Source organism: Mesorhizobium sp. WSM4807 (assembly GCF_055811615.1).
Genome location: NZ_JBVVQY010000004.1, coordinates 141,066 through 164,807, shown reverse-complemented (window position 1 = coordinate 164,807; position 23,742 = coordinate 141,066). Strand labels below are relative to the sequence as shown.

The 23,742-nt window shown below is 62.2% G+C and carries 24 protein-coding genes and 1 pseudogene; 14 read left to right on the top strand and 11 right to left on the bottom strand.

Going from position 1 to position 23,742, the window contains the following annotated elements; translation table 11 throughout:
- The first annotated feature begins 178 nt into the window (after positions 1 to 178).
- Together recA and alaS are read left to right on the top strand one after the other, a co-directional pair.
- On the top strand, positions 179 to 1,276 hold the full coding sequence (gene recA / locus AC0L3N_RS06910) for a recombinase RecA (RefSeq protein ID WP_008875470.1): 1,098 nt from the start codon (positions 179 to 181) through the stop codon (positions 1,274 to 1,276).
- A gap of 255 nt (positions 1,277 to 1,531) precedes the next feature.
- Positions 1,532 to 4,198 (top strand): alanine--tRNA ligase, encoded by a 2,667-nt coding sequence (gene alaS / locus AC0L3N_RS06905; protein WP_473546578.1) that lies wholly within the window; start codon positions 1,532 to 1,534, stop codon positions 4,196 to 4,198.
- Here alaS and AC0L3N_RS06900 read toward each other — a convergent pair.
- The 3 genes from AC0L3N_RS06900 to AC0L3N_RS06890 all read right to left on the bottom strand — a co-directional run bounded on the left by AC0L3N_RS06900 (position 4,146) and on the right by AC0L3N_RS06890 (position 6,745).
- Entirely contained in the window at positions 4,146 to 4,754 is a 609-nt protein-coding gene (locus AC0L3N_RS06900; protein ID WP_473546576.1) for a demethoxyubiquinone hydroxylase family protein, read from the bottom strand. The two genes, alaS and AC0L3N_RS06900, sit on opposite strands and share 53 nt — an antisense overlap.
- A gap of 48 nt (positions 4,755 to 4,802) precedes the next feature.
- Positions 4,803 to 5,423, bottom strand: a complete 621-nt coding sequence (locus AC0L3N_RS06895) for a glutathione S-transferase family protein (protein ID WP_473546574.1) — start codon at positions 5,421 to 5,423, stop codon at positions 4,803 to 4,805.
- A 110-nt stretch (positions 5,424 to 5,533) separates the two neighbouring features.
- Entirely contained in the window at positions 5,534 to 6,745 is a 1,212-nt protein-coding gene (locus AC0L3N_RS06890) for an NADP-dependent isocitrate dehydrogenase (protein WP_473546572.1), read from the bottom strand.
- Positions 6,746 to 6,963: 218 nt separating this feature from the next.
- Between AC0L3N_RS06890 and AC0L3N_RS06885 the strand changes: the two genes are divergently transcribed.
- From AC0L3N_RS06885 to AC0L3N_RS06845, 9 genes are all read left to right on the top strand, one after another.
- Complete coding sequence (locus tag AC0L3N_RS06885; RefSeq protein WP_473546571.1) at positions 6,964 to 7,809, top strand: RNA methyltransferase; 846 nt, start codon at positions 6,964 to 6,966, stop codon at positions 7,807 to 7,809.
- Positions 7,810 to 7,880: 71 nt separating this feature from the next.
- Positions 7,881 to 8,537, top strand: a complete 657-nt coding sequence (locus AC0L3N_RS06880; RefSeq protein ID WP_473546569.1) for a hypothetical protein — start codon at positions 7,881 to 7,883, stop codon at positions 8,535 to 8,537.
- Between the two features lie 114 nt (positions 8,538 to 8,651).
- Complete coding sequence (gene murI / locus AC0L3N_RS06875; RefSeq protein ID WP_473546567.1) at positions 8,652 to 9,464, top strand: glutamate racemase; 813 nt, start codon at positions 8,652 to 8,654, stop codon at positions 9,462 to 9,464.
- Positions 9,465 to 9,526: 62 nt separating this feature from the next.
- Positions 9,527 to 9,715 (top strand): DUF3008 family protein, encoded by a 189-nt coding sequence (locus AC0L3N_RS06870; protein WP_095490797.1) that lies wholly within the window; start codon positions 9,527 to 9,529, stop codon positions 9,713 to 9,715.
- A 538-nt stretch (positions 9,716 to 10,253) separates the two neighbouring features.
- Positions 10,254 to 10,871: a 30S ribosomal protein S4 gene (gene rpsD, locus AC0L3N_RS06865; RefSeq protein ID WP_029353615.1), complete on the top strand. Its 618-nt coding sequence runs from the start codon at positions 10,254 to 10,256 to the stop codon at positions 10,869 to 10,871.
- 137 nt (positions 10,872 to 11,008) lie between these two features.
- On the top strand, positions 11,009 to 11,887 hold the full coding sequence (ttcA, locus tag AC0L3N_RS06860) for a tRNA 2-thiocytidine(32) synthetase TtcA (RefSeq protein ID WP_473546565.1): 879 nt from the start codon (positions 11,009 to 11,011) through the stop codon (positions 11,885 to 11,887).
- On the top strand, positions 11,877 to 12,704 hold the full coding sequence (locus AC0L3N_RS06855; RefSeq protein ID WP_077371560.1) for an inositol monophosphatase family protein: 828 nt from the start codon (positions 11,877 to 11,879) through the stop codon (positions 12,702 to 12,704). The genes ttcA and AC0L3N_RS06855 overlap by 11 nt, the downstream gene beginning before the upstream one ends.
- A gap of 232 nt (positions 12,705 to 12,936) precedes the next feature.
- Positions 12,937 to 14,115 carry a pyridoxamine--pyruvate transaminase gene (gene ppaT / locus AC0L3N_RS06850; RefSeq protein ID WP_473546563.1) on the top strand — a complete coding sequence of 393 codons (1,179 nt, stop codon included), beginning with the start codon at positions 12,937 to 12,939 and terminating at the stop codon, positions 14,113 to 14,115.
- 86 nt (positions 14,116 to 14,201) lie between these two features.
- Positions 14,202 to 14,609 (top strand): hypothetical protein, encoded by a 408-nt coding sequence (locus AC0L3N_RS06845; RefSeq protein WP_473546561.1) that lies wholly within the window; start codon positions 14,202 to 14,204, stop codon positions 14,607 to 14,609.
- A 20-nt stretch (positions 14,610 to 14,629) separates the two neighbouring features.
- On the opposite strand, the pseudogene AC0L3N_RS06840 reads toward AC0L3N_RS06845, so the two are convergent.
- The 5 genes and pseudogenes from AC0L3N_RS06840 to AC0L3N_RS06820 all read right to left on the bottom strand — a co-directional run bounded on the left by AC0L3N_RS06840 (position 14,630) and on the right by AC0L3N_RS06820 (position 20,946).
- A pseudogene (locus tag AC0L3N_RS06840) lies at positions 14,630 to 15,872 on the bottom strand (multidrug effflux MFS transporter).
- A 171-nt stretch (positions 15,873 to 16,043) separates the two neighbouring features.
- Complete coding sequence (gene grxD, locus AC0L3N_RS06835) at positions 16,044 to 16,379, bottom strand: Grx4 family monothiol glutaredoxin (protein WP_029353656.1); 336 nt, start codon at positions 16,377 to 16,379, stop codon at positions 16,044 to 16,046.
- A gap of 444 nt (positions 16,380 to 16,823) precedes the next feature.
- The gene (locus AC0L3N_RS06830) at positions 16,824 to 17,057 is read right to left on the bottom strand and encodes a BolA/IbaG family iron-sulfur metabolism protein (RefSeq protein WP_023674714.1); all 234 of its coding nucleotides are present in this window, start codon (positions 17,055 to 17,057) and stop codon (positions 16,824 to 16,826) included.
- A gap of 86 nt (positions 17,058 to 17,143) precedes the next feature.
- Positions 17,144 to 19,384 (bottom strand): phosphoribosylformylglycinamidine synthase subunit PurL, encoded by a 2,241-nt coding sequence (gene purL / locus AC0L3N_RS06825; RefSeq protein WP_473546559.1) that lies wholly within the window; start codon positions 19,382 to 19,384, stop codon positions 17,144 to 17,146.
- A 149-nt stretch (positions 19,385 to 19,533) separates the two neighbouring features.
- A complete protein-coding gene (locus AC0L3N_RS06820) occupies positions 19,534 to 20,946 on the bottom strand; it encodes an aminotransferase-like domain-containing protein (RefSeq protein ID WP_473546557.1) in 1,413 nt (470 codons plus the stop codon).
- Positions 20,947 to 21,039: 93 nt separating this feature from the next.
- On the opposite strand from AC0L3N_RS06820, the gene AC0L3N_RS06815 reads away from it, so the two are divergent.
- The 3 genes from AC0L3N_RS06815 to AC0L3N_RS06805 all read left to right on the top strand — a co-directional run bounded on the left by AC0L3N_RS06815 (position 21,040) and on the right by AC0L3N_RS06805 (position 22,228).
- Entirely contained in the window at positions 21,040 to 21,285 is a 246-nt protein-coding gene (locus tag AC0L3N_RS06815; protein ID WP_123149986.1) for a DUF1127 domain-containing protein, read from the top strand.
- Between the two features lie 291 nt (positions 21,286 to 21,576).
- Positions 21,577 to 21,828, top strand: a complete 252-nt coding sequence (locus AC0L3N_RS06810) for a type II toxin-antitoxin system prevent-host-death family antitoxin (RefSeq protein WP_473546555.1) — start codon at positions 21,577 to 21,579, stop codon at positions 21,826 to 21,828.
- On the top strand, positions 21,821 to 22,228 hold the full coding sequence (locus AC0L3N_RS06805) for a hypothetical protein (RefSeq protein WP_123150097.1): 408 nt from the start codon (positions 21,821 to 21,823) through the stop codon (positions 22,226 to 22,228). The genes AC0L3N_RS06810 and AC0L3N_RS06805 overlap by 8 nt, the downstream gene beginning before the upstream one ends.
- A gap of 116 nt (positions 22,229 to 22,344) precedes the next feature.
- Here the strand turns inward: AC0L3N_RS06805 and AC0L3N_RS06800 are convergent, their stop codons facing one another.
- The 3 genes from AC0L3N_RS06800 to AC0L3N_RS06790 are packed head-to-tail and all read right to left on the bottom strand — an operon-like array spanning position 22,345 to position 23,725.
- Entirely contained in the window at positions 22,345 to 22,761 is a 417-nt protein-coding gene (locus tag AC0L3N_RS06800) for a hypothetical protein (RefSeq protein WP_473546553.1), read from the bottom strand.
- Between the two features lie 44 nt (positions 22,762 to 22,805).
- Complete coding sequence (gene purQ / locus AC0L3N_RS06795; protein ID WP_473546551.1) at positions 22,806 to 23,474, bottom strand: phosphoribosylformylglycinamidine synthase subunit PurQ; 669 nt, start codon at positions 23,472 to 23,474, stop codon at positions 22,806 to 22,808.
- Positions 23,471 to 23,725, bottom strand: a complete 255-nt coding sequence (locus AC0L3N_RS06790; protein WP_473546549.1) for a hypothetical protein — start codon at positions 23,723 to 23,725, stop codon at positions 23,471 to 23,473. The genes purQ and AC0L3N_RS06790 overlap by 4 nt, the downstream gene beginning before the upstream one ends.
- Between the last annotated feature and the right edge of the window lie 17 nt (positions 23,726 to 23,742).

The following is a 23,742-nucleotide window of genomic DNA, read 5'->3' as shown; positions in this document are numbered from 1 at the left end:
CTGCGGGTGAAGCGGGATACATCCTGGGGTGAAAACACGAAACAAAAAAAGAACAAATCCGGATATTGTTTGTTTTTCAATCGCTTGCCTCCCCTTGCAAGACGAGAACAAAAAAGGTACAAATTGATAAGGATTACGGATTGTCCGGCCTTCATTGACGACCAAGGGGTGATGTATCATGGCTCAGAATTCTTTGCGGCTTGTAGAGGACAAAGCAGTGGATAAATCAAAGGCTCTGGACGCGGCGCTGTCGCAAATCGAGCGTGCCTTCGGCAAGGGCTCGATCATGCGGCTCGGCGCAAACGAGCAGGTCGTCGAGATCGAAACGGTGCCGACCGGTTCGCTTGGCCTCGACATCGCGCTTGGTGTCGGCGGCCTGCCGCGCGGCCGCATCGTCGAGATCTACGGGCCGGAAAGCTCGGGCAAGACGACGCTGGCGCTGCACACGGTGGCGGAGGCCCAGAAGAAGGGCGGCATCTGCGCCTTCGTCGATGCTGAGCATGCGCTCGACCCGGTCTATGCCCGCAAGCTCGGCGTCGATCTCGAAAACCTGCTGATTTCGCAGCCCGACACTGGCGAGCAGGCGCTGGAGATCTGCGACACGCTGGTGCGTTCCGGCGCCATCGACGTGCTGGTGGTCGATTCGGTCGCGGCGCTGACGCCGCGCGCCGAAATCGAGGGCGAAATGGGCGATTCGCTGCCGGGCCTGCAGGCCCGCCTGATGAGCCAGGCGCTGCGCAAGCTGACCGCCTCGATCTCGCGCTCCAACACCATGGTCATCTTCATCAACCAGATCCGCATGAAGATCGGTGTCATGTTCGGTTCGCCCGAGACCACGACCGGCGGCAACGCGCTGAAATTCTACGCTTCGGTGCGCCTCGACATTCGCCGCATCGGCTCGGTCAAGGACCGCGACGAGGTCGTCGGCAACCAGACCCGCGTCAAGGTGGTCAAGAACAAGCTGGCACCGCCCTTCAAGGTGGTCGAATTCGACATCATGTATGGCGAGGGCGTGTCCAAGACCGGCGAGTTGGTCGACCTCGGCGTCAAGGCCGGCGTGGTCGAGAAGTCGGGCGCCTGGTTCTCCTACAATTCGCAGCGTCTCGGCCAGGGCCGCGAGAATGCAAAACTGTTCCTGCGCGACAATCCCGACACGGCGCGCGAAATCGAGCTGGCACTGAGGCAGAATGCCGGGCTGATCGCCGAGAAATTCCTCGAGAATGGTGGTTCCGAAGGCGGAGACGACGGTTTCGAGGACGAAGCGGGCGCGATGTAGGATGCAGGCTGTGCCAACCAGAATATCCGTTTGAGTTCACGTATCCCGAATTGAGTTGGTGTATCGATGTGTTCATACCGCCGGCCTTGGGCCGGCGGTTTGCGTTTTTGGCGGTGGCTCTGGCCATTCCGAACAGCCGGCCAAGGCTACGATTTGGAGCAATTCCGTGTTTCTGGACAGGGTGCGGTGCGACCGCTAAAAGGCCATGTCTGTTTTCCGCCGGCAATCGGTGGTTCTCTCGAAAAGGCAGTATTCATGAGTGGCGTCAACGAGATCAGGTCGGCATTTCTCGACTATTTCCGCAAAGAGGGTCACGAGGTCGTGGCGTCGAGCCCGCTGGTGCCGCGCAACGACCCAACGCTGATGTTCACCAACGCCGGCATGGTGCAGTTCAAGAACGTCTTCACCGGGTTTGAAACCCGCCCCTATTCGCGCGCCACGACCTCGCAGAAATGCGTGCGCGCCGGCGGCAAGCACAACGACCTCGACAATGTCGGCTACACTGCCCGTCACCACACCTTCTTCGAGATGCTCGGCAATTTCTCTTTCGGCGATTATTTCAAGGAGCGCGCCATCGAGCTCGCCTGGAACCTGATTACCCGTGAGTTCGGCATCGCCAAGGATAGGCTTCTGGTGACTGTCTACCATACCGACGACGCGGCCGCGGGCTTCTGGAAGAAGATCGCCGGCCTGCCGGAGGACAGGATTATCCGCATCGCCACCAGCGACAATTTCTGGGCGATGGGCGATACCGGCCCCTGCGGCCCGTGCTCGGAAATCTTCTACGACCATGGCGCCGACATTCCTGGCGGCCCGCCCGGCAGTCCGGATGAGGACGGCGACCGTTTCATCGAGATCTGGAACCTCGTCTTCATGCAGTTCGAGCAGGTGACGAAGGCGGAGCGGATCGAACTGCCGCGCCCGTCGATCGATACCGGCATGGGTTTGGAGCGCATCGCCGCCGTCCTGCAGGGCGAGCACGACAATTACGACATCGACCTGTTCAAGGCGCTGATCCGAGCCTCGGAAGAGGCGACCGGCGTCAAGGCGGAAGGCAAGAACCGGGCAAGCCACCGCGTCATTGCCGATCATCTGCGCGCCTCGAGCTTCCTCATCGCCGACGGGGTGCTGCCGTCGAACGAGGGCCGCGGCTACGTACTGCGTCGCATCATGCGCCGCGCCATGCGTCATGCGCAGCTTTTGGGCGCCCATGATCCTCTGATGTGGCGGCTGGTGCCGGCGCTGGTGCGTGAGATGGGCCAGGCCTACCCCGAACTGGTGCGCGGCCAGCCGCTGATCACTGAGACGCTGAAGCTCGAGGAAACGCGCTTCCGCAAGACGCTGGCGCGCGGCCTCGGCCTGCTTGCCGATGCAACCGAGACGCTGGGCAGCGGCGACCGGCTCGACGGCGAGACGGCGTTCAAGCTCTACGACACCTACGGCTTCCCGCTCGATCTCACCCAGGACGCCCTGCGCCCGCGCGGCGTTTCGGTCGATCTCGACGGCTTCAATGCTGCGATGGAGCGGCAGAAGGCTGAGGCGCGCAAGAGCTGGGCCGGTTCCGGCGACGCGGCCACCGAGACCGTCTGGTTCGCGGTGCGCGAGAAGGCGGGCGCGACCGAGTTTCTCGGCTATGACACCGAGCAGGCAGAAGGCATCGTTCAGGCGCTGGTCAGGGATGGCGTTGCGGTGGAGAGCGCCGTTCCCGGCGACGCCGTCGGCGTCGTCGTTAACCAGACGCCGTTCTATGGTGAGTCCGGCGGCCAGATGGGCGACACCGGCGTGATTTCGGGCGAAGGCTTTGCCATCGAGGTCACCGACACGCAGAAGAAGGGTGACGGTCTTTTCGTGCATTTCGGCAAGGTCACCAAGGGCACCGTCAGGACGGGTGAAGCGGTCGAGCTAAAGGTCGACCATGTCAGACGCACGCGGCTGCGCTCCAACCACTCGGCGACCCACCTTGTCCACGAGGCGCTGCGCGAGGTGCTCGGCACCCATGTCGCGCAAAAGGGCTCGCTGGTCGCGCCGGAACGGCTGCGCTTCGACTTTTCCCATCCCAAGCCGATCTCGGCGGAAGAGCTGGAACGCGTCGAGGCGATGGCCAACGAGATCGTCGTACAGAACAGCCCGGTGACGACGCGGCTGATGAGCGTCGACGACGCCATCGCCGAGGGCGCCATGGCGCTGTTCGGCGAGAAATACGGCGACGAGGTTCGCGTCGTGTCGATGGGCACCGGGGTAACCGGCGACAAGGCCGGCAAGCCCTATTCGGTCGAGCTGTGCGGCGGCACCCATGTCGGCGCCACTGGCGATATCGGCCTGGTCCGGCTGGTCTCGGAGGGCGCTGTCGCCGCCGGCGTGCGCCGCATCGAGGCGCTGACCGGAGAGGCGGCCAGAAAGCATCTTGACGAGCAGGACAAGCGGCTGAAGGCGGTCGCTGCCACGCTGAAGATTTCGCCGGCCGATGTGCCGGCCCGCGTCGAGGCGCTGCTCGACGAGCGCAAGAAGCTTGAAAAGGAATTGACCGAGTCGCGCAAGAAGCTGGCGCTGGGCGACCGTTCGCCAGCCGGTGCGCCGGCCGAAAATGAGACCATTGCCGGTGTCGGTTTTCTTGGCAAGGCGGTATCGGGCGTTTCGCCAAAGGACTTGAAGCCGTTGGCCGATGCCGGCAAGAAGTCGCTCGGCTCCGGCGTCGTCGTCTTCGTTGGCGCCGGCGAGGACAATAAGGCGAGCGTCGTGGTCGGCGTCACCGACGACCTGACCGGCCGCTTCAGCGCCGTCGATCTGGTCCGCGTGGCGTCCGCGGCATTAGGCGGGCAGGGCGGCGGCGGTCGGCCTGACATGGCCCAGGCCGGCGGCCCGGATGCCTCTAGGGCCGAGAATGCGATCGCTGCAGTGAAGGCGGCGCTGGAGGCCGCATAGCGCCCGTCAGGCATGCTTTGCTGCCTTCAGGGCGCGCGTCATTCGCGTGGAGTCGCCCCAGGTGGACAGGCCAGATCAGGCAGTCGGTGGTGACGGAGATCGCTGCGCGCAGGAGGTTCAGCAACGGTCCGGGCGATCTCAACTGCTCTTCGGCGTGACGGAGATGGGAAAGCTCTTCTTCGCGGATGGACAGGATGGTGCCGTGCAACTCGCGATCGCGTCCGGCAAGAAAGAATAGCTGATCGTCGAGATGGCGGTGCACCGCCGCTTCGACCGCTGCGGTGCAGGCCCATATGCCTTGCGGGCCGAGCAGGGCAGTGAGGAAACCCAGCAGCCAGCCGCCCCAGCTCCAGAATTGCATCACGCGGCACGGTCGCGAATGTCGCGACGGCATGGCTGCACGGAAAGCAGCGCAATGACTGCGCTCATGCCCAAGCAACTCTGACAAAGACGGCACGCAACGCGGCCAGAAACGCTTCGAGACAAGAATCTGCGCCGAATAGATTCTGATCGCGCCGAACTCGCCGGCGTGGTTGACTCTGACTATTCTGGCCACCGTTAGCGCGTCCTGGTGAGAGTGTTCAACCATGGAGCGCTCCCGGTGTTAGGTCAGATTGTTGGCAACGCTCGCACGCCCTGCGATGCGCGTCCACCAATCCTGAATTTCGGCAAACTCGGCCAGCATGTTTTGCCCCTCAGTGACCTTGACGAAATAGCCGATGATCGGTGCTGCATGCAGGTCGGCCAGCGTCAGCTCGCTTCCCATCAGCCATGGCCCGGGAGCTTTCAGCGAAGAAAGCGCCCGCAGCGCCGTGCTCGCCCGCCGAAGCCCGTCGGCAATCAGCGTTTCGTCGGGCGCTTCTTTCTCCAGCCGCTCGACAGCGACATCCCAGACCATCGCCCGATAGGCATAGGCGTCGAGCATGCCGATGATCTGGTTCATGGTTGCGCGAGGTCGGGCTTCGACTGGCTGCAACGCGGGTCCGTCGAAAGCCTCGTCGACATAGCAGGCAATCGCGCTGGTCTCGTAGAGGCGGAACCCGTCGTGCTCGAAGGCAGGAATGCGGCCGAAGGGGTGATGGTCGAAATACCAGCCCGGAATGCCACCCGCCGCAAAGATGTCGACCGGCACAAGTTCGTAGTTGATGCCCTTTTCCTCGAGTGCGAGGCGGACGATGCGCACATAGACGCTGTAGTCCGCCCCGTAGACGACGGGTTTGGCCATGACGCTCACTACAGCGCCGCGCGTCTTTTCAGACGCGCATAGGACGCTGTAGTACTTTGATTTTGCGCATGATCCTGCCCGAAAATGATTCCGATTTTCAGGGTCATGCGTCAGGCCATCGCCTTCTGCAGATTTTCGTCGATCTTGTCGAGGAAGCCGGTGGTCGAAAGCCATGGCTGGTCGGGACCGATCAGCAGCGACAGATCCTTGGTCATGAAGCCGGCCTCGACGGTCTGGATGCAGACCTTTTCCAGCGTCTCGGCAAAGCGCTTCAGTTCGGCATTGTCGTCGAGCTTGGCCCGATGGGTGAGGCCGCGCGTCCAGGCGAAGATCGAGGCGATCGAATTGGTCGAGGTTTCCTCGCCCTTCTGGTGCTGGCGAAAGTGGCGGGTGACGGTGCCATGTGCGGCCTCCGCCTCCACCGTCTTGCCGTCCGGCGTCATCAGCACCGAGGTCATCAGGCCGAGCGACCCAAAACCTTGCGCCACCGTGTCCGACTGCACATCGCCATCATAGTTCTTGCAGGCCCAGATATAGCCGCCCGACCATTTCAGGCTGGAGGCGACCATGTCGTCGATCAGCCGGTGCTCGTACCAGAGCTTCTTGGATTTGAACTCGGCTTCGAACTCAGCCTCGTAAACTTCCTGGAAAATGTCCTTGAAGCGGCCGTCATAGGCCTTGAGGATGGTGTTCTTGGTCGAGAGGTAGACCGGGTAGTTGCGCAGCAGGCCGTAATTGAGCGAGGCGCGGGCGAATTCGCGGATCGAGTCGTCGAGATTGTACATGGCCATGGCGACGCCGGCGGCCGGCGCATCGAACACATCATGCTCGATCACCGTACCGTCCTCGCCGACGAACTTGATCGTCAGCTTGCCCTTGCCGGGAAAGCGGAAGTCGGTGGCGCGGTACTGGTCGCCGAAGGCATGACGGCCGACGATGATCGGCTTGGTCCAGCCGGGCACCAGCCGCGGCACGTTCTTCATGATGATCGGCTCGCGAAAGATGGTGCCGCCGAGGATGTTGCGGATGGTGCCGTTCGGCGACTTCCACATCTTCTTCAGCCCGAATTCCTCGACGCGCTGCTCGTCGGGCGTGATCGTCGCGCATTTCACGCCGACGCCATGTTTCTTGATCGCATTGGCCGAATCGATGGTCACCTGATCGTTGGTGGCGTCGCGGTGCTCGACGCTGAGGTCGTAATATTCAAGCTTGAGGTCGAGATAGGGGTGAATCAGCTTGTCCTTGATGAACTGCCAGATGATGCGGGTCATCTCGTCGCCGTCGAGTTCGACGACCGGGTTCGCCACCTTGATCTTCGCCATGGAAAGAATGCCTCATTGTTGGGGATCGGGACGGCCTTGCCCGCATGGCTTTGGCCGGGGATGCGCCCGTATATCAAAGCATTTTTGGCCGCGCAAACGGCGATCCGCGGGGGCTGGCTCGACCATCGCCATCGGGCGCTCTTTGTGAAAGCTTCATTTTCGCGGCCGGATATGCCAGGGGACGCTGAAATGCCGCAAACAGCAGTTCATTGAGAACCATGCAAGCCAGCAACGACATCCTCCCTGCCACAGGCCCGGCGATCATACTGGTCGAGCCGCAGCTCGGCGAGAATATCGGCATGGTCGCGCGCGCCATGGCGAACTTCGGCCTTGCCGAACTACGCCTCGTCAATCCGCGCGACGGCTGGCCGAGCGAAAAGGCGCGCGCTGCCGCGAGCCGCGCCGATCATGTCATCGATGCCGTTAGAGTGTTTGACGATCTTGCCTCGGCGGTCGCCGACCTGAACTTCGTCTTCGCCACCACGGCGCGCGCGCGCGATAATTTCAAGCCGGTGCGCGGACCGGTCGAGGCGGGCAGGGCGCTGAGAGCGCGCCAGCGATCCGGACAGCGCACCGGCATCCTGTTCGGCCGCGAGCGGTTCGGGCTCTACAATGACGAGGTCGGCCTGGCCGACGAGATCGTCACCTTCCCGGTCGATCCCGCCTTCTCTTCGCTCAACATCGCCCAGGCGGCCCTGCTGATGTCTTATGAATGGATGAAGTCGGGCTTGGAAGATGAGACGAAAACCAATTTTTCCAGCCCCGACATGATGCCGGCGACCAAGGAACAATTGCACGGCCTGTTCGCGTACCTGGAAGGCGCGCTCGAAGCGCGCGGCTATTTCCGCCCGGCGCCGAAGAAGCCGAAGATGATCGACAATCTGCGCGCGGTGCTGACGCGCGCCGGCTTCGCCGAGCCGGAACTCAAGGTGCTGCGCGGCATAATATCATCGCTGGACCGGTTTTCTCCGGCCATGCCGCGCGGCGACGGATCGCCGGGCGATGACCCAAGGCGGCTTCCGGCGGCCGCGGCACGAGCCGCGAAGGTGACAGACAAAGAATAGAACCGATCGTGAGAACGGCTGCTTCACCAGTAACTGAATTTTATTCGATATGATCCATCGTCCGGTGAAGGGTGGATCCTCGGATGTTTAACTCAAATATCGGTCGTCTTCGCTTTTTCTTCTATTCCGCGGCCCTGCTGGTTGCGGAAATTGTGACATTTGTGCTTTGCGTCGTATCGACCATCGGCATCGAGGGATTGGCCAATTCGAAACCTGGTCCTTCCAGGGAAGGGCTGGCCGCGGCCGTTCTCGTCGCTTCGCTGGTGATCGTGCTGTTCCGCGCGAATTTCGCCCGGCGTCGAAGTCGCGACGCGCAAGGGCCCAAATGGATCCTTTGGTCGTACATTGTGTTCTCGACCCTGTTTGCGATTCTGCAGGCCGGCACTGTTCTTGTCGTGAAATTCGACGGCGAAGATTCGCATTCCGGCCTTAACCTGCTGGGACTCGCTCTCGTCGGGCTCTGGGCGGTCATCTTGGCGGCCAAGCCGGCGGGGGGCAGCTTTGCGGATATGGCGTCTTCCCTGAGTTTCGATGATCTCGACCCTCCCAGGCCGTTGCGCGGCGGCCGGGCGCCCCATTCAGAGTCGGCCGCCGGCGTGACGGCCCAGGCTCCGGCCTACGCCATGCGCGCCGCACCGGCGCCGTCGAACCATCCTGCATCTCAACCTGCGTCTCTGCCAAACAGCCGGCCGCGGTCCGGCGGCTTCGGCAAGCGGGGCCTTGTGTGATCATCTCGCCGCATCAAGGCCATGATGGTTGCAGATAGAACCGTGCCAGATAAACGCATCATTGGCCTAAGCCTGGGCCAGCCTTCTCTCCCCAGCTCCCTTTCCTGAATGACAATGACCGATCTCTCAAACGCCCGCCCGATCCTGATGTTCGATTCCGGCATCGGCGGCCTGACGGTGCTGCGCGAAGCGCGCGTGCTGATGCCCGACCGCCGATTCGTCTATGTCGCCGACGACGCGGCTTTCCCCTATGGCGCTTGGGAGGAGCCGGCACTGAGGGCGCATATACTGGAACTGTTCGGCAAGCTGCTCGACCGTTTTTCGCCGGCCATTTCGGTCATCGCCTGCAATACCGCCTCGACGCTGGTCATCGATGCGTTGCGCGAAAGATTTCCCGGTCATCCTTTCGTCGGCACGGTGCCGGCGATCAAGCCGGCGGCGGAACGCACGCGCTCCGGGCTGGTTTCAGTGCTGGCGACGCCCGGGACCGTCAAGCGCCAGTACACGCGCGACCTGATCGGCAAATGGGCGCAGAAATGCCATGTCCGCCTGGTTGGCAGCGACAATCTGGCGGGACTGTCCGAGGTCTATATGCGCGAAGGCTTTGTCGATGAAGAGGCTGTGCGTGCCGAGATCGCGCCGTGCTTCGTCGAACATGATGAGCTGCGGACCGACATCGTCGTGCTTGCCTGCACCCATTATCCCTTTCTGGCCAACCGCATGCGCAAGACAGCACCTTGGCCGGTCGATTGGCTCGATCCCGCCGAGGCGATCGCGCGACGGGCGCTCTCGCTGCTCGCGGACGCCGAGACCAGCCAACGCGGCGAGGCATTGCCGGAAGGCGCCGACCTTGCTGTCTTCACCTCGAAACGGGTTGACTTCCCGACTCGCCGCCTGATGCAGGGGTTTGGGCTGGCGATTTCCTGATATCTGGGAACATCACCCGGACCGGTGCGTTTTTCCCTCATTGCAAGACGGGAGAAACGATCATGCCAGCCACATCAAAGGCCCAGCAGAAAGCCGCCGGCGCGGCATTGTCCGCCAAGCGTGGCGAAACCAAGAAGAGCGAGCTCAAAGGCCCTTCGAAGGGAATGTACAAATCCATGAGCGAAAAGCAGCTCGAGGAATTCGCCGAGACCAAGCGTAAGGGGCTGCCCGAGAAGAAATCGAAACACTAGCCCGCCGCGCGTCCGACTGGGCGCACCCCCAATGGGCGGTCGGTTCCGGGTCCACGTTTGACCAACCAGCGGTCAAACACAAAGCCGGTGCTACCAGGCCCGGTGGCCGCGCCGTATCTTGTAGCGGATGACCTTGCGATGACCACGATGCGGCCATAACTTGTGATGTTTGTGTCCGCGCCAATGCCTAGCCTGCGCCGGCTCCGGCGCAAATGCCATCGAGCACTGCATTCAACGTCGAGGACCGCCTGCCATCACCAACGCCAGCCGCTGCAAGCTTGACACCAGTTAAATCTCCGTCTAATCAGCCCACCAACACCGGGCCTCAGCGTCCGGTGGTTTCTTTTTATGTGCGCAAGGCGTTTGGAAAGCCGCTCTATTCTTTCCGGAGTCTTGTCTAGAATGACGTGTCCCGTGGGTCTTCCGCCGCGTTGCGTGGGAAAACCCTGTCAGGTCTCGAAAACGGGGGCCAGAGGAGGGCGCGTTTCCTTCACCCGGACCATGAGGTTCCGGGTCTGTTGTTTTGAAAGGGAATGCGATGAGCAAGCGCGAATCCGCGAAATACAAGATCGACCGCCGTCTCGGCGAAAACATCTGGGGCCGCCCGAAATCCCCGGTCAACAAGCGCGAATACGGTCCCGGCCAGCACGGCCAGCGCCGCAAGGGCAAGCTTTCCGATTTCGGCCTGCAGCTGCGTGCCAAGCAGAAGCTGAAGGGTCACTACGGCGACGTTTCGGAAAAGCAGTTCCGCAAGGTCTATGAAGAGGCGGACCGCCGCAAGGGCGACACCTCGGAGAACCTGATCGGCCTGCTCGAATCGCGTCTCGACGCGGTCGTCTACCGCGCCAAGTTCGTGCCGACCATTTTTGCCGCTCGCCAGTTCGTCAATCACGGCCACATCAATGTCAACGGCAAGCGCGTCAACATCGGCTCATACCGCTGCAAGCCGGGCGACGTCATCGAAGTGCGCGAAAAGTCGAAGCAGCTGGTGATCGTCCTGGAATCGGTAGGCTTGGCCGAGCGCGACGTGCCTGATTACATCGAGGTCGATCATAACAAGATGACCGCGACCTTCGGGCGCATCCCCGGCCTGTCAGATGTTCCCTTCGCCGTGCAGATGGAACCGAACCTGGTCGTGGAATTCTATTCGCGCTGATCGATTTTCTTCATCTGCGACATCATCGAAGGCCGCCCTCGAGGCGGCCTTTTCTTTGGGGTTCTGAAAATCGATTTCGATTTTCGGGCCGATGCGCTACTCCGGGCAGCAACAAGGACTTTTGGGGCCGCCGCGCCATGAACATGCTGCCAGAAACAATCGAACCGATCAATGATGCCACAGGCGGCTTTCATCCGCTGTTTGCCGATGTGCCGTCCTCCGTCGAATTCAACAAGCTGCGCAAGCGGCTGCTGCGTCACGCCCGTCAGGCGATCGACGATTTTTCGATGGTCAGGCCTGGCGATCGCTGGCTGGTCGCCTTGTCTGGCGGCAAGGATTCCTACGGCCTGCTCGCTGTGCTGCTCGACCTCAAATGGCGCGGGCTGCTGCCGGTCGACCTGTTGGCCTGCAATCTCGACCAGGGCCAGCCGAACTTTCCGAAACACATTCTGCCCGATTATCTCAACGCATACGCCATTGCGCACCGCATCGAATATCAGGACACCTATTCGGTGGTGACCGACAAGCTTCCCCAGGGCAGCACCTATTGTTCGCTGTGCTCGCGGCTCAGGCGCGGCCATCTCTACCGCATCGCGCGCGAGGAGGGCTGCTCGGCTTTGGTGCTCGGCCACCACCGCGAAGACATTCTCGAAACCTTTTTCATGAACCTGTTCCATGGCGGGCGCCTCGCCGCCATGCCGCCAAAACTGCTCAACGACGATGGCGACGTCATGGTGCTGCGGCCGCTCGCCTATTGCGCCGAGGCCGATCTCGAAAAATTCGCCGGCGCCATGAAGTTCCCGATCATCCCGTGCGATCTGTGCGGCAGCCAGGACGGCTTGCAGCGCAATGCGATGAAGGCGATGCTCGACGACCTGGAAAAGCGCATGCCCGGCCGCAAGGACACGATGATCCACGCCATGACCAATGTGCGGCCCTCGCATCTGCTCGACAGAAAGCTGTTCGATTTCGCCGCACTCAACGAAACCCTGACACGGCAAGACGATGACTTTTGACGATACCGCGATCGACTGGCTCGCCAAGCTTCTATCCGACGCCGCCATTGCCGAGATCATGCCGCGCTTTCGCCGGCTGGATGAGGGCGACATCCGCCAGAAGACCTCGGCAGCCGATCTGGTGACGGAGGCCGATGTGAGTGCCGAGCGGCTCATCACCGTCAGGCTGCGTGAGCGCTACCCCCAGGCGATGATCGTCGGCGAGGAAGCCTGCTCCGACGACCCGGCGCTGCTCCAGGGCCTCGGCGAAGCCGATCTCGCCTTCGTCATCGATCCCGTCGACGGCACTTTCAATTTCGCCTCAGGCGTGCCGCTGTTCGGCGTCATGCTGGGCGTCGTGGTGAAGGGCGAGACCGTCGCCGGCATCATTCACGATCCCATCGGCAAGGACTGGCTGATCGGCGCCAGGGGTGCTGGCAGCCACATACGGCATGCGCATGGCACTTTGGAGAAGGTGCATGTCGCCGAGCCTGCGCCGATCTCGCAAATGACCGGCGCGGTTTCCTGGCAATATATGCCCGAGCCGGAACGGTCACGGCTGGCGCGCAACCAGACGAAGTCCTTGTCGCAATTCGGCTATCGCTGCGCGGCACACGAATACCGCCTGCTGGCGAGCGGCCACGCCCACTTTGTCGTCTACAACAAGCTGATGCCGTGGGATCATCTGGCTGGTGTGCTGATCCATGCCGAGGCAGGTGGTTACGCGGCGCGTTTCGACGGCAGCACCTATCGGCCTTCGCATGTCGGCGGTGGCCTTCTTGTCGCACCGGACGAAGCAAGTTGGCGCGAACTGCGCCGGGAACTCTGGGCGGAATAGGCCGTGCGGGATAGATCCGGTCCCAAGCGCAAGCCGATCATGTTCACCATCGACGCGGCCTACACGCAGAAGAGCCTTGAAACGTCGTGCTAGGCGGCCTTCAATTCGATGCGCAAGGTGAAGAAGCTCGCCGGCGCCGAACTGATGTATTCGCACGACATGGATAACTTCAAACCTATCGGACCGGCACGCAATTCTACGGCTGACCGCCGCCAATGCGGAGACAAAGACCATGCGCTATTTCGAACACGCCGAACCGGTCATCACGCTCACCGCCGGGCCGGTGAACGCCTATGCCGACGTGCTGCGCGGCCTCGGCCGCACCGTGCTCTACGACTACGACCCGGCGTTCCAGCTCTTTTACGAGGCGGTGGTCGACAAGGCGCAGAAGGCAATGCGGCTGTCGAACAAGCCGGTCATTCTCCATGGCGAGCCGGTCCTTGGCCTGGAGGCCGCCGCAGCCTCGCTTATCACGCCCGACGACGTCGTGCTCAACCTTGTCTCGGGAGTCTATGGCAAGGGATTTGGCTATTGGGCGAAGCGCTATTCGCCGCATCTGCTCGAAATCGAGGTGCCCTATAATGAGGCGATCGACCCGCAGGCGGTTGCGGCAATGCTGGAAGCGCATCCGGAAATCACCATCGTTTCCGTCTGCCACCACGACACGCCGTCGGGCACCATCAACCCGATCGACGCCATCGGCGCGCTGGTTTCGGCGCATGGCGCCTATCTGATCGTCGACGCCGTTTCGTCCTTCGGCGGCATGAAAACGCATCCTGAGGACTGCAAGGCCGACATCTATGTCACCGGCCCGAACAAATGCCTCGGCGCACCTCCCGGCCTGACGATGATGGGCGTCAGTGAGCGCGCCTGGGCCAAGATGAAGGCAAATCCACTGGCGCCACGCGCGTCGATGCTCAGCATCGTCGACTGGGAGCATGCTTGGTCGAAGGACAAGCCGTTTCCATTCACGCCGTCCGTGGCGGAGATGAACGGGCTCGACGTCGCGCTCGACCTCTATCTCAACGAGGGCCCGGCGGCGGTGTGGGCGCGACACGCGCTCACCGGCAGGGCCATGCGCGCCGGCGTCGCCGGCATGGGTCTGTCGATCTGGGCCGCCAGCGACAATATCGCATCGCCGATCACGACCGCCGTCCGGACGCCCGAAGGCATCGATGAGACGGCGGTTCGCCAGGCCGCGCGCGCCCGCTACGGCGTGATGTTTTCGTCGGGCCGCGGCGGAACATTGGGCAAGCTGACACGCATCGGCCATATGGGCCCGACCGCCCAGCCGATCTATGCGATCGCGGCGCTGACGGCACTTGGCGGCGCCATGAATTCCTTGGGCGAAAAGCTCGCGGTCGGCAAAGGCATCGATGCGGCGCTCGCCGTTATCGATGCCGACGTCTGAAAGGATCCATCCGCAGCGCTGATACTCGATGGAGGCTTTCGTCGAAAATTCGATTACATTTGTCCGCGCGAAACCGGAGACCCGAGATGAAATCTCGGTTCGCAATTGTCGCACTGGTCCTTGCCCTTGCCTTGGTTGCCGGTCCGAACGCGGCAAGATCGCAGGAACGCGCATGTCGCAGTCCCGATCCCGTCGACACCATAGATGAGATGTTCTCCGCGATCTTCGCCTGTTGGGAGCCGCCGCCCGGAACCGCGGGCATGACCCTGACGCTGCAGTTCTCAGTTCGCCGAAACGGCACGCTTATCGGCAAGCCTCGCGCCACTTACTCTCGTCTGGGGAATGATGACAGCCTCAACCGGGCCTTCGTCGCTTCCGTCCTCGATGCTCTCGATAAGGCCCTGCCACTGCCCGTTTCGGACAGCATGGGTGGAGCGATCGCAGGGCGTACGCTGTTCCCTCGCTTCACAGCAGCGAGTGGGGGTGCATCCTAAAGCGTGTCCGGCAATGTGCATTAAACCGGCGGGTTTTGCGGCTGGAAGAACCTACCGCGCTCGGCGATCAGCACCATCACCAATGCGCCAAGTGACACGCTGCAGAATCCGGCGGCCAACGGTGTCACCGTGCCGTTGAAGGCTTGGCCGATCAGAGTGCCGAGCAGGCCACCGAGGAAGGTCTGCATGAAACCCAGAATGGACGATGCCGTGCCGGCCAGCTGGCCGAGCGGCTCCATGGCGAGCGCGTTGAAATTCGCGCCGAGTGCGCCAAACGGGACCATCGCGCAGGCAAAGAAGGTGATGAAAAGCCAGAGCGGCATCTTCATTTGGATGGAAACGATCAGCCAGGCGAGGCTGATGGCCAGAAACAAGAGCAGCGCGCTCTGCGACAGGCGGCGCATGCCGATGCGGCCGACAAGGCGCGAATTCAGATAGTTCGAAAAGGCGAGCACGCCGGCGATCCCTGCAAAAATCACCGGGAACATCTCGCCGACGCCGAAGACGCCGACATAGATCTGCTGCGCCGAGTTGATGAAGCCGAACATTGCGCCGAAGGCAAAAGTGCTGGCGAAGGCATAGCAAAGTGCGATGCGATTGGTCAGCACGATGCGGAAGCCGCCGATGATGGATTTGGCCGTCAGCGACCTGCGATATTCGGGACGCAGCGTCTCCGGCAAGCGCAGCAGCGCCCACGCCGACACGATCAGGGCGCCGGCCGCCATGGTGATGAAAATCACGTGCCAGGTCGCGAACAGCATGATGAACTGGCCGATGCCGGGAGCAACGACCGGAATTGCCATGAAGACCATGAAGATCAGCGACATGACTTCGGCCATGCGCCGGCCGTCAAACGTGTCGCGCACGATCGAGACGGCGATGACGCGTGTGGCTGCGGCGCCGATGCCTTGCACTACCCTGCACAGGATAAGGATGGCGAATGTCGGGGCAATTGCCGCCGCACTCGCTGCCGCGACATAGATCACCAGCCCGACAACGAGCGGAGCACGGCGTCCGAAGCGGTCCGAAATCGGTCCGAAGAAGAGCTGCCCGCCGCCAAAGCCCAGAATGTAGGCGGCAATCACATACTGGCGGTGGTTTTCATTTTCCACGCCCAGCGAGGCCGATCTGCTGCAGCGCGGGCAGCATGATGTCGATGGCCAGCGAGTTGAGCGCCATCAACGCCGCGCACAGGGCGATGAATTCCCAGCGCGGAATAGGCAAGGCGCTTGCCCGTTGCGGCGCTTGTGCATGCTGATCCACGGCAAAGTCCGATCTTCCAACGAAAAAGCGCCGGCGCACCGGCGCATCCATTCGTCTTGTACCCCGATACCGGGGAGCTAATTAGTCTGCCGAGGTGAGGGCTGGCCCGGCGTTTAGCGCATGACCCCGAAATCGGAATTGATTTCGCTGGGGATCATGCGCAAACAAAATTCAGGCGGCGCCTTTGACACTGACGCCCTTTTCGACGAGGAACGTCTGCAGTTCGCCAGCCTGGAACATCTCGCGGATGATGTCGCAGCCGCCGACGAACTCACCCTTGACGTAGAGCTGAGGGATCGTCGGCCAGTTGGAATATTCCTTGATACCTTGCCGCAGCTCGGCCGAGGTCAGCACGTCGACGCCCTTGTAGTCGGCTCCGATGTAGTCGAGGATCTGCACGACTTGACCGGAAAACCCGCATTGCGGGAAACCGGGCGTGCCCTTCATGAAAAGGACGACGTCGTTGCCCTTCACTTCGCTGTCGATGTAGTCGTTGATGCCGCTCATAGAGAATCCTTTCATGCCCGCGGGAGTCGGGCTCGAAACATACCCTTTCAAATAAACCCATAGGTTGCCTGAAACAAGACGTTTGCCGCGTCGTCACGCAAATGGCGCAAAGGATGGCCTGATATTGGGCCAAGAGCATCGGCCAGCTATTTTCCCAAGGAAGCGATAAAGCGATAAAAAGGCGAGATGGCGCGGCAATCCTGATTGGTTCGTTACGCTGGCCTTGATCTGGTGGGTCAGCAATCGCGATCTGGTGCTCGCAAGTCAGCCTCGGCAGCTTTGCACGCCTGTTCCGCGATGCGCTGCACTGTCCCAACGCGCTTTTCTTCGACGGGCGGTCCCAGCGTTGTCGAATGGCGAGAGATCGATCGTCGGCGAAAAATATCCGGCAGGGCCGATCATTGCCGTCTCGGCGAAAAAGTAACGAGGGGTTGGACGCCGAGCTCAGTCCGGCACACTGGTCTGCAGGGCGAGCGCGTGCAGCACGCCGCCCATATTGCCCTTCAGCGCGTCATAGACCATCTGATGCTGCTGGACGCGGCTTTTGCCGCGAAAGCTTTCGGCCACCACCTCGGCCGCATAATGGTCGCCGTCGCCGGCCAGGTCGCGAATCGTCACCTTGGCGTCCGGAATGCCTTCCTTGATCAGCCGTTCGATGTCGTGCGCGTCCATTGCCATGCGAGGATTCCTTGTTCAGGTCGTGATCTCATAGATATGGTCGAAATGGCGGATGAACCACACCCAAACGATCCCACTCGATCATTTCATGGGTCCACGACCTCATTTGCCATGAAGCGAGGAAACCAGGATTCATGGGCAGCGGTCAATTCGCCGATAGGGATCGCCCGTGCCTCGCCGAGTTTCAGGTTACTACCGCCGGTCGAGCCGATCCACGGCGCAAAAATACCGAGCTTGCTCTGCTGTTCGCGAATGGCGTCCCATTCCTTGCTCTGCGGATCGATCGACAGCGTCAACAGATAGCGGCTCTGATCCTCGCCGAACCAGATCGGGATCGGATCGGTCCCGACCAGGCCGGGGACGGTCGCGCCGATGCCGGACGCCATCGCCATCTCGGCCAGCGCGACAGCAATGCCACCATCGGAAACGTCGTGCGCCGCGGTAACGACGCCTGAGTCGATCAGGGTGCGCACATGGTCGCCGACGCGCTTTTCATGGTCGAGGTCGACCGGCGGTGGCGGGCCGTCGGTGCGGCCATGAATGTCGCGCATGTAGGCTGACTGGGCGAGATGCGTTCCCCACATGGATGGCGCGCCGACCAGCAGGATCATCTGGCCCTCGGCGGCAAAGCCGATCCGCGCCATCTTCGACCAGTCGGCGATCAGTCCGACGCCGCCGATGGTCGGCGTCGGCAAAATGCCTCGTCCGTTGGTTTCGTTGTAGAGCGAGACATTGCCGGAAACGATCGGGAAGCCGAGCGCGCGGCAGGCGTCGCCAATGCCTTTCACGGCGCCGACCAGCTGGCCCATGATCTCGGGCCGTTCCGGGTTGCCGAAATTGAGATTGTCGGTGGCGGCGAGCGGCAGGGCGCCGGTGGCGGTAAGATTACGCCAGCACTCGGCCACCGCCTGCTTGCCGCCCTCGTAAGGGTCGGCCTCGCAATAGCGCGGCGTCACGTCGGAGGAGAAGGCGAGCGCTTTGGTCGGATGACCTTCGACGCGCACCACGCCGGCATCGCCGCCCGGAAGCTGCAGCGAATTGCCCTGGATCAGCGTGTCGTACTGCTCCCATACCCAGCGGCGCGATGACAGGTCGGGTCCGCCGAGCAGTTTCAGCAGCGCCTCGGCGACGTCGGCTTGTGGTGCATCGCTGGCAGCCAGGGGCACCGGCTTCTTCGGTTCGGCCCAGGGACGGTCATATTCCGGCGCCTGGTCGCCAAGGTCCTTGATCGGCAGGTTGGCGACCTCGTCGCCCTGGTGCAGCACGCGAAAGCGCAGATCGTCGGTGGTCTTGCCGACAATGGCGAAGTCGAGGCCCCATTTGTGGAAGATCGCCTCGGCTTCCTTTTCCTTTTCGGGGCGAAGCACCATCAGCATGCGCTCCTGGCTCTCCGACAGCATCATCTCATAGGCGCTCATGCGCTCCTCGCGCACCGGCACCTTGTCGAGGTCGAGCTCGATGCCGAGGTCGCCCTTGGCGCCCATCTCGACCGCCGAGCAGGTGAGACCGGCAGCACCCATGTCCTGGATGGCGATGACGGCACCGGACGCCATCAGTTCGAGGCAGGCTTCGAGCAGGCATTTTTCGGTGAAGGGATCGCCGACCTGAACGGTGGGCCGCTTCTCGTCGATCTTGTCGTCGAACTCGGCCGAGGCCATGGTGGCGCCGCCGACACCGTCGCGGCCGGTCTTGGCGCCGAGATAGACGACCGGCAGGCCGACGCCCTTGGCTTCCGACAGGAAGATGGCATCCGTCTTGGCAAGCCCCGCCGCGAAGGCGTTGACCAGGATGTTGCCATTGTAGCGCGCGTCGAAATTGACCTCACCGCCGACCGTCGGCACGCCGAAGGAATTGCCGTAGCCGCCAACGCCGGCAACCACGCCGGCGACGAGGTGCCTGGTCTTGGGATGATCCGGCGCACCGAAGCGCAGCGCATTCATCGCCGCGATCGGCCGCGCGCCCATGGTGAAGACATCGCGCAGTATGCCGCCAACGCCGGTCGCCGCACCCTGATAGGGCTCGATGTAGGAGGGGTGGTTGTGGCTCTCCATCTTGAAGATGACGCAGTCGCCGTCGCCGATGTCGACCACACCGGCATTCTCGCCCGGCCCCTGGATGACCTGCGGCCCGGTGGTCGGCAGCGTGCGCAGCCACTTTTTCGAGGATTTGTAGGAGCAGTGCTCGTTCCACATCGCCGAAAAGATGCCGAGCTCGGTAAAGCTCGGCTCGCGCCCGACCAGGTCGAGGATGCGCTGATATTCGTCGGGCTTCAGCCCGTGCGCGGCAATGAGTTCCCGAGTGATCGGCACGGAATTGGAAATGGTCATGGGCGGCAATTTATATCCTTGGGATCGAGTCCCCTCTTATCGCAAGCGCGAAGGCCGATACACCCATCAAGCGACGAAAAACGATGGAAAGCCACAGGGGCAGCAACCAGCGAAAGATTCGCTACTCGATCCGCAGGTTTCAAGCTGACTCAGGAGAAACTGTCGTAACCGGCACGGCCTTCGTCCAGAAGCCGCCTGATCGCGCCGACGCCGCCCGCGATGTCCTCTCGCCGACTCGGCTGTGAAACGCCGAAACGCACGCCGTGGAAAACCTGCTCGGAACGGCCCGCCTTGAACTCGTCCTCATCATCGATAAGCACGCCATGTTCGAGACAGGCATTCTTGAACGTGCCGGAAAGCCATGGATCAGGCAGGGTGAGCCAGACAAAGGGCACATTGTCCACGGCCTTGAAGTCGAACCCGGCCAGCGTCTCGCGCACGATCGCCATGCGCGCATTGATCTCGACGATGCTGCGCTTGCGCATCTCGCTGGCCTGGCCGGACAGCACCAGCCGGCTACACACTTCGGCCAGCAGGAAGGGGAGGCCGCCCGTCAGCATCTTGTGAGCGACCCGGATCCGGTGGCGATAGGCCGGCGGACAGGCGAGCCAGCCGCCGCGAACACCAGCCGCGACGGATTTCGACAGGCCGCCGGCAACGATGGTCCGTTCGGGGGCATATTCGGCCAAGAGCGGCGTCGGGTCGTCGGTCAGATCGCCATAGAGATCGTCCTCGATCAGGACGACATTGTATTCGCGCGCGACGCGCGCGATGGCCTCGCGCCGCGTTGCCGACAGCGTCACCAGTGTAGGGTTCTTGGCCGTAGGCATCAGGAACAGCATTTTCGGGTGTTTTTGCGCGCAGACGCGCTCGAAATCCTCTGGATCGAGTCCTTCCTCGTCCGACGTCACCAGCGCGGTCCGGCGGCCGATCAGGCCGGCGCTGCGAGAAATCTGCGAATAGGTGAGGTGCTCGAAGACGATATAGTCGCCGGGCGTGGTGAGCGCGGCAATCGCCGCCATAACCGCGGCATGGGTGCCGAGCGTCGGAACGATGCCATCAGGGCTCGGGCGAAACGAATTTCGCGACAGCCAGCTGCAGCCGGCCTCGAACCAGCGGTCAGGAAAATCCCGTGTATAGCTTGAAATTTCATACGGATGGTCCTGCGCCGTGCGCGAGAGCACATCGGCGACAATGTCGCCCTGGCCGATATCCGGCGCAGCCGTGCTGTCGAAGCGCAGTTTGCCGCGAGGCGCATCGATATAACGCGTGCCCTCCACGTGGGGGTCAGGCGCCAACGGATCGGTCTTGGTGTCATGCCGGCCTAGGACATAGGTTCCGCGTCCGACCTCGCCGCTCACCAGCCCTCGCTCGCGCAACAATTGGTAGGCCCGGCCAACCGTACCGACGGTCGTGCCGATGTCGTATGCCAGATCGCGCTGCGGCGGCAGTTTCGCCCCCGCGTCGATCACGCCGCGGTCGATGTCCGTTTCAATGGAATCTGCAAGCCGCTGATAGAGGGGTCCGGAGCCGGACGTAAGGCCAGGAAGCCAATTTGTCATGGTGACAATTTTCTATATTGCACCGCATTGAGAGTCAATACATACGGATTACGTGACAAAAGGGTACAATCTCCAAACTCTGGTAGCAAGAAAATGGCTGCAATCGATACAATCCGTTACACGAGAGCTGAATTGCCCGGAGCCCGCCCGTCAGGCCGGCAAGGCTATGTCCGTCGCCTGGTGCGCACGGTCCGGTCACTCGCAAACCGGATCGGCAGCCTGCTGGATCGCCGGCGCAGCCGGCTGGTCTTGCTGGAAATGACCGACGATCAGCTCAGGGATATCGGCATCTCGCGCTGCGAGGCCCACCGTGAGGGTCTGAGGCCGTTCTGGGACTGAGAATACGTCTCGCGTGCCCCGTCTCGAATAGCGGGGTGGTATATCGGCAGGCCGGCGTTGAGTGCCGCTGTAATCTTCTTCATCGCCGAGAAGCTACCCTCCTTCTTCTTCCTCTCGATCTCGGAAATGTGTGGCGCACTGAGATCGACCGCGGCAGCGAGGTCGCGAGCAGGCGGACCACGATGCACCCGCAGACCTTCACTGCATTCTCGCCCCGCGAGGTCTCCGATGAACAGGCTATTGCTGAAAACAGCTAATTCGCCTATTTTCGGGGTAATGAAGGAAGTCATTATGGCGAGTTTCACCCTAACAGATCTCGGCAACAAATCCGGCGAGGTTGTGGAGGCCGCGTTCCGGGGTCCTGTCGACATCACCAAGCGCGGCAAGCGCAAGTTCGTTCTCCTGACGGCGGAGCAGTTCGACCGTCTCGCCGGCCGTAGCGCCCAGCGGGCACACCGCGTCGAGGACCTGTCGGCCGAGGAACGCGAAGAGCTTCTCGCCGCCCTTGACGCCGTCGCGCGCGACGATGACCGGGATGACTGAGCCGGACCACGGACAGATCATTCTCTATTCCTATCTGTGGGCGCGGGAATATGACCGGGGGGAGGAAAGTGGACGCAAGGCGCGGCCGACCTGCGTGATGCTGATCGTTGCGGGCAAGAACGGCCGCCAGAAGGCCCTGCTCTTTCCAATCACGAGCCGGCCGCCGCGCTCTGGCGCTCGCTGCGTTGAAATTCCGGAGACTGAGGCCCGTCGCGCCAACCTCTATACGCCGGCTTGGGTGATCGTCGATGAATTCAACACCGATGATCTCGCTACCTCCTGGGCGCTCGAAGACGCCAAGCCGCTCGGCCGGTTCACGCGCAAGTTCATGTCGCGGATCGCCGGCGAAGCCGCGGCGGCGATCCGCGCCGGCGCCGCGCGAACCGTACCGAGACGATAGAGGCGGCCCGGACTGGGTGTAGCGCGCCCTCCGGATGCCCTGTCTTCATTGCAGAATTGCAGGATAAACCCGGGGAGACCTATAACCAGACCGGCGATCTGCAGCAAGCCATGACACTACGCAGCCGCACCGCAGGCCGGATTGCCTGTTTGCCAGCGCGCGATGTCCGAACCGATGCGTGCACCGAGCGGCTCGTTCATCAGCGGACCGTAGACGTCGATGCGGCGTGAATTGCCTTGCGCCTGCACGACCAGCAACGGCTTTCCGCCATAATGCTTGACCGGGACCAGCAGGAAGCGTGGCGTGCCGGTGAACGAATTCAGCTCATTGGCCATCTGATAGGGCTTGAAGGCGGGATCCTTGCTGGCAATCCAGCATTTGTGGGCGGCGATCGCCACCTGTTCCATGGCAAGCAGCGCCGCACTTTTGCCCAAAGGCGCCGAAGCGCTTTTAGGCTTCGATTGGCAGGAGGCGAGCACAAGGCCGGCGGCGGCGACGAGAGCGAGGCGGGCGATCGTCTGTCTCGGGCTCATGCGGCGCCTATTTCGAATTCGGAAAAAGATGAATGCTGAAGATATCAAGCGGCGATGCCGAGGGCACTTTCGAACAGTGCCCGGCCGTCGCTGCCGCCATGCGCCGCTTCGATCAGGTTCTCGGGATGCGGCATCAGGCCGAGCACATTGCCCTGGCCGTTGACGATGCCGGCAATGTCGTTGATCGAGCCGTTGGGATTGGTGCCTTCGGCATAGCGGAACACCACCTGGCCTTCGCCTTCGAGCCTGCGAAGCGTCTCGGCGTCGGCAAAATAATTGCCGTCGTGATGCGCCACCGGCGAGCGGATGATCTGGCCCGGCTGATAGCGGCGGGTGAACATTGTGTTGGCGTTGGCGATCTGCAGCTTGACTTGCCGGCAGACGAATTTCAGCGATGTGTTGCGCATCAAGGCGCCCGGCAGCAGCCCAGCCTCGACCAGGATCTGGAAGCCGTTGCAGACACCGATGACCATAACGCCCTTGGCCGCCTTTTCGGCCACCGCCCGCATCACCGGCATGCGCGCGGCAATGGCGCCGCAGCGCAGATAGTCGCCGAAGGAGAAGCCGCCCGGAATGGTGATCAGGTCGACATCGGGGATTTCGGTGTCGGTCTGCCAGACGGTGACTGGTCGCGTTCCCGAAATCTTGGTCAGCGCCGCGATCATGTCGCGGTCACGGTTGAGGCCTGGCAGGAGGACGACGGCTGCTTTCATTTTGGTTCGTAAGGCCTCTGGGCTTCGGCAAGTTCGCGCGATTCGAGACGGCGTTCTATGCGTTCGAGACGATCGTCTTGACGGCCAAGGACGCCGTAGATGTTATGGATGTCGCTTTGCGTTGCGACCATGTGACCTCGAACTACGTTCAACTCCCGCTTCACTTCGGAAACATCTTGTCGAAGTTCAGCAACTTCGTGATGCACACCCTTCAGGAGCTCATACATCAATTCGTTCGTGGCTTCCGTCATATACCCTCCGGCACAAC

What these genes read in the sequence shown, in the direction of transcription:
- recA (WP_008875470.1), top strand. Translation starts at nt 179, where the DNA reads ATGGCTCAGAATTCTTTGCGGCTTGTAGAGGACAAAGCAGTGGATAAA.
- alaS (WP_473546578.1), top strand. Translation starts at nt 1,532, where the DNA reads ATGAGTGGCGTCAACGAGATCAGGTCGGCATTTCTCGACTATTTCCGC.
- AC0L3N_RS06895 (WP_473546574.1), bottom strand. Translation starts at nt 5,423, where the DNA reads ATGGCCAAACCCGTCGTCTACGGGGCGGACTACAGCGTCTATGTGCGC.
- AC0L3N_RS06890 (WP_473546572.1), bottom strand. Translation starts at nt 6,745, where the DNA reads ATGGCGAAGATCAAGGTGGCGAACCCGGTCGTCGAACTCGACGGCGAC.
- AC0L3N_RS06885 (WP_473546571.1), top strand. Translation starts at nt 6,964, where the DNA reads ATGCAAGCCAGCAACGACATCCTCCCTGCCACAGGCCCGGCGATCATA.
- murI (WP_473546567.1), top strand. Translation starts at nt 8,652, where the DNA reads ATGACCGATCTCTCAAACGCCCGCCCGATCCTGATGTTCGATTCCGGC.
- AC0L3N_RS06870 (WP_095490797.1), top strand. Translation starts at nt 9,527, where the DNA reads ATGCCAGCCACATCAAAGGCCCAGCAGAAAGCCGCCGGCGCGGCATTG.
- rpsD (WP_029353615.1), top strand. Translation starts at nt 10,254, where the DNA reads ATGAGCAAGCGCGAATCCGCGAAATACAAGATCGACCGCCGTCTCGGC.
- ttcA (WP_473546565.1), top strand. Translation starts at nt 11,009, where the DNA reads ATGAACATGCTGCCAGAAACAATCGAACCGATCAATGATGCCACAGGC.
- AC0L3N_RS06855 (WP_077371560.1), top strand. Translation starts at nt 11,877, where the DNA reads ATGACTTTTGACGATACCGCGATCGACTGGCTCGCCAAGCTTCTATCC.
- ppaT (WP_473546563.1), top strand. Translation starts at nt 12,937, where the DNA reads ATGCGCTATTTCGAACACGCCGAACCGGTCATCACGCTCACCGCCGGG.
- AC0L3N_RS06845 (WP_473546561.1), top strand. Translation starts at nt 14,202, where the DNA reads ATGAAATCTCGGTTCGCAATTGTCGCACTGGTCCTTGCCCTTGCCTTG.
- grxD (WP_029353656.1), bottom strand. Translation starts at nt 16,379, where the DNA reads ATGAGCGGCATCAACGACTACATCGACAGCGAAGTGAAGGGCAACGAC.
- AC0L3N_RS06830 (WP_023674714.1), bottom strand. Translation starts at nt 17,057, where the DNA reads ATGGCAATGGACGCGCACGACATCGAACGGCTGATCAAGGAAGGCATT.
- purL (WP_473546559.1), bottom strand. Translation starts at nt 19,384, where the DNA reads ATGACCATTTCCAATTCCGTGCCGATCACTCGGGAACTCATTGCCGCG.
- AC0L3N_RS06820 (WP_473546557.1), bottom strand. Translation starts at nt 20,946, where the DNA reads ATGACAAATTGGCTTCCTGGCCTTACGTCCGGCTCCGGACCCCTCTAT.
- AC0L3N_RS06815 (WP_123149986.1), top strand. Translation starts at nt 21,040, where the DNA reads ATGGCTGCAATCGATACAATCCGTTACACGAGAGCTGAATTGCCCGGA.
- AC0L3N_RS06810 (WP_473546555.1), top strand. Translation starts at nt 21,577, where the DNA reads ATGGCGAGTTTCACCCTAACAGATCTCGGCAACAAATCCGGCGAGGTT.
- AC0L3N_RS06805 (WP_123150097.1), top strand. Translation starts at nt 21,821, where the DNA reads ATGACTGAGCCGGACCACGGACAGATCATTCTCTATTCCTATCTGTGG.
- AC0L3N_RS06800 (WP_473546553.1), bottom strand. Translation starts at nt 22,761, where the DNA reads ATGAGCCCGAGACAGACGATCGCCCGCCTCGCTCTCGTCGCCGCCGCC.
- purQ (WP_473546551.1), bottom strand. Translation starts at nt 23,474, where the DNA reads ATGAAAGCAGCCGTCGTCCTCCTGCCAGGCCTCAACCGTGACCGCGAC.
- AC0L3N_RS06790 (WP_473546549.1), bottom strand. Translation starts at nt 23,725, where the DNA reads ATGACGGAAGCCACGAACGAATTGATGTATGAGCTCCTGAAGGGTGTG.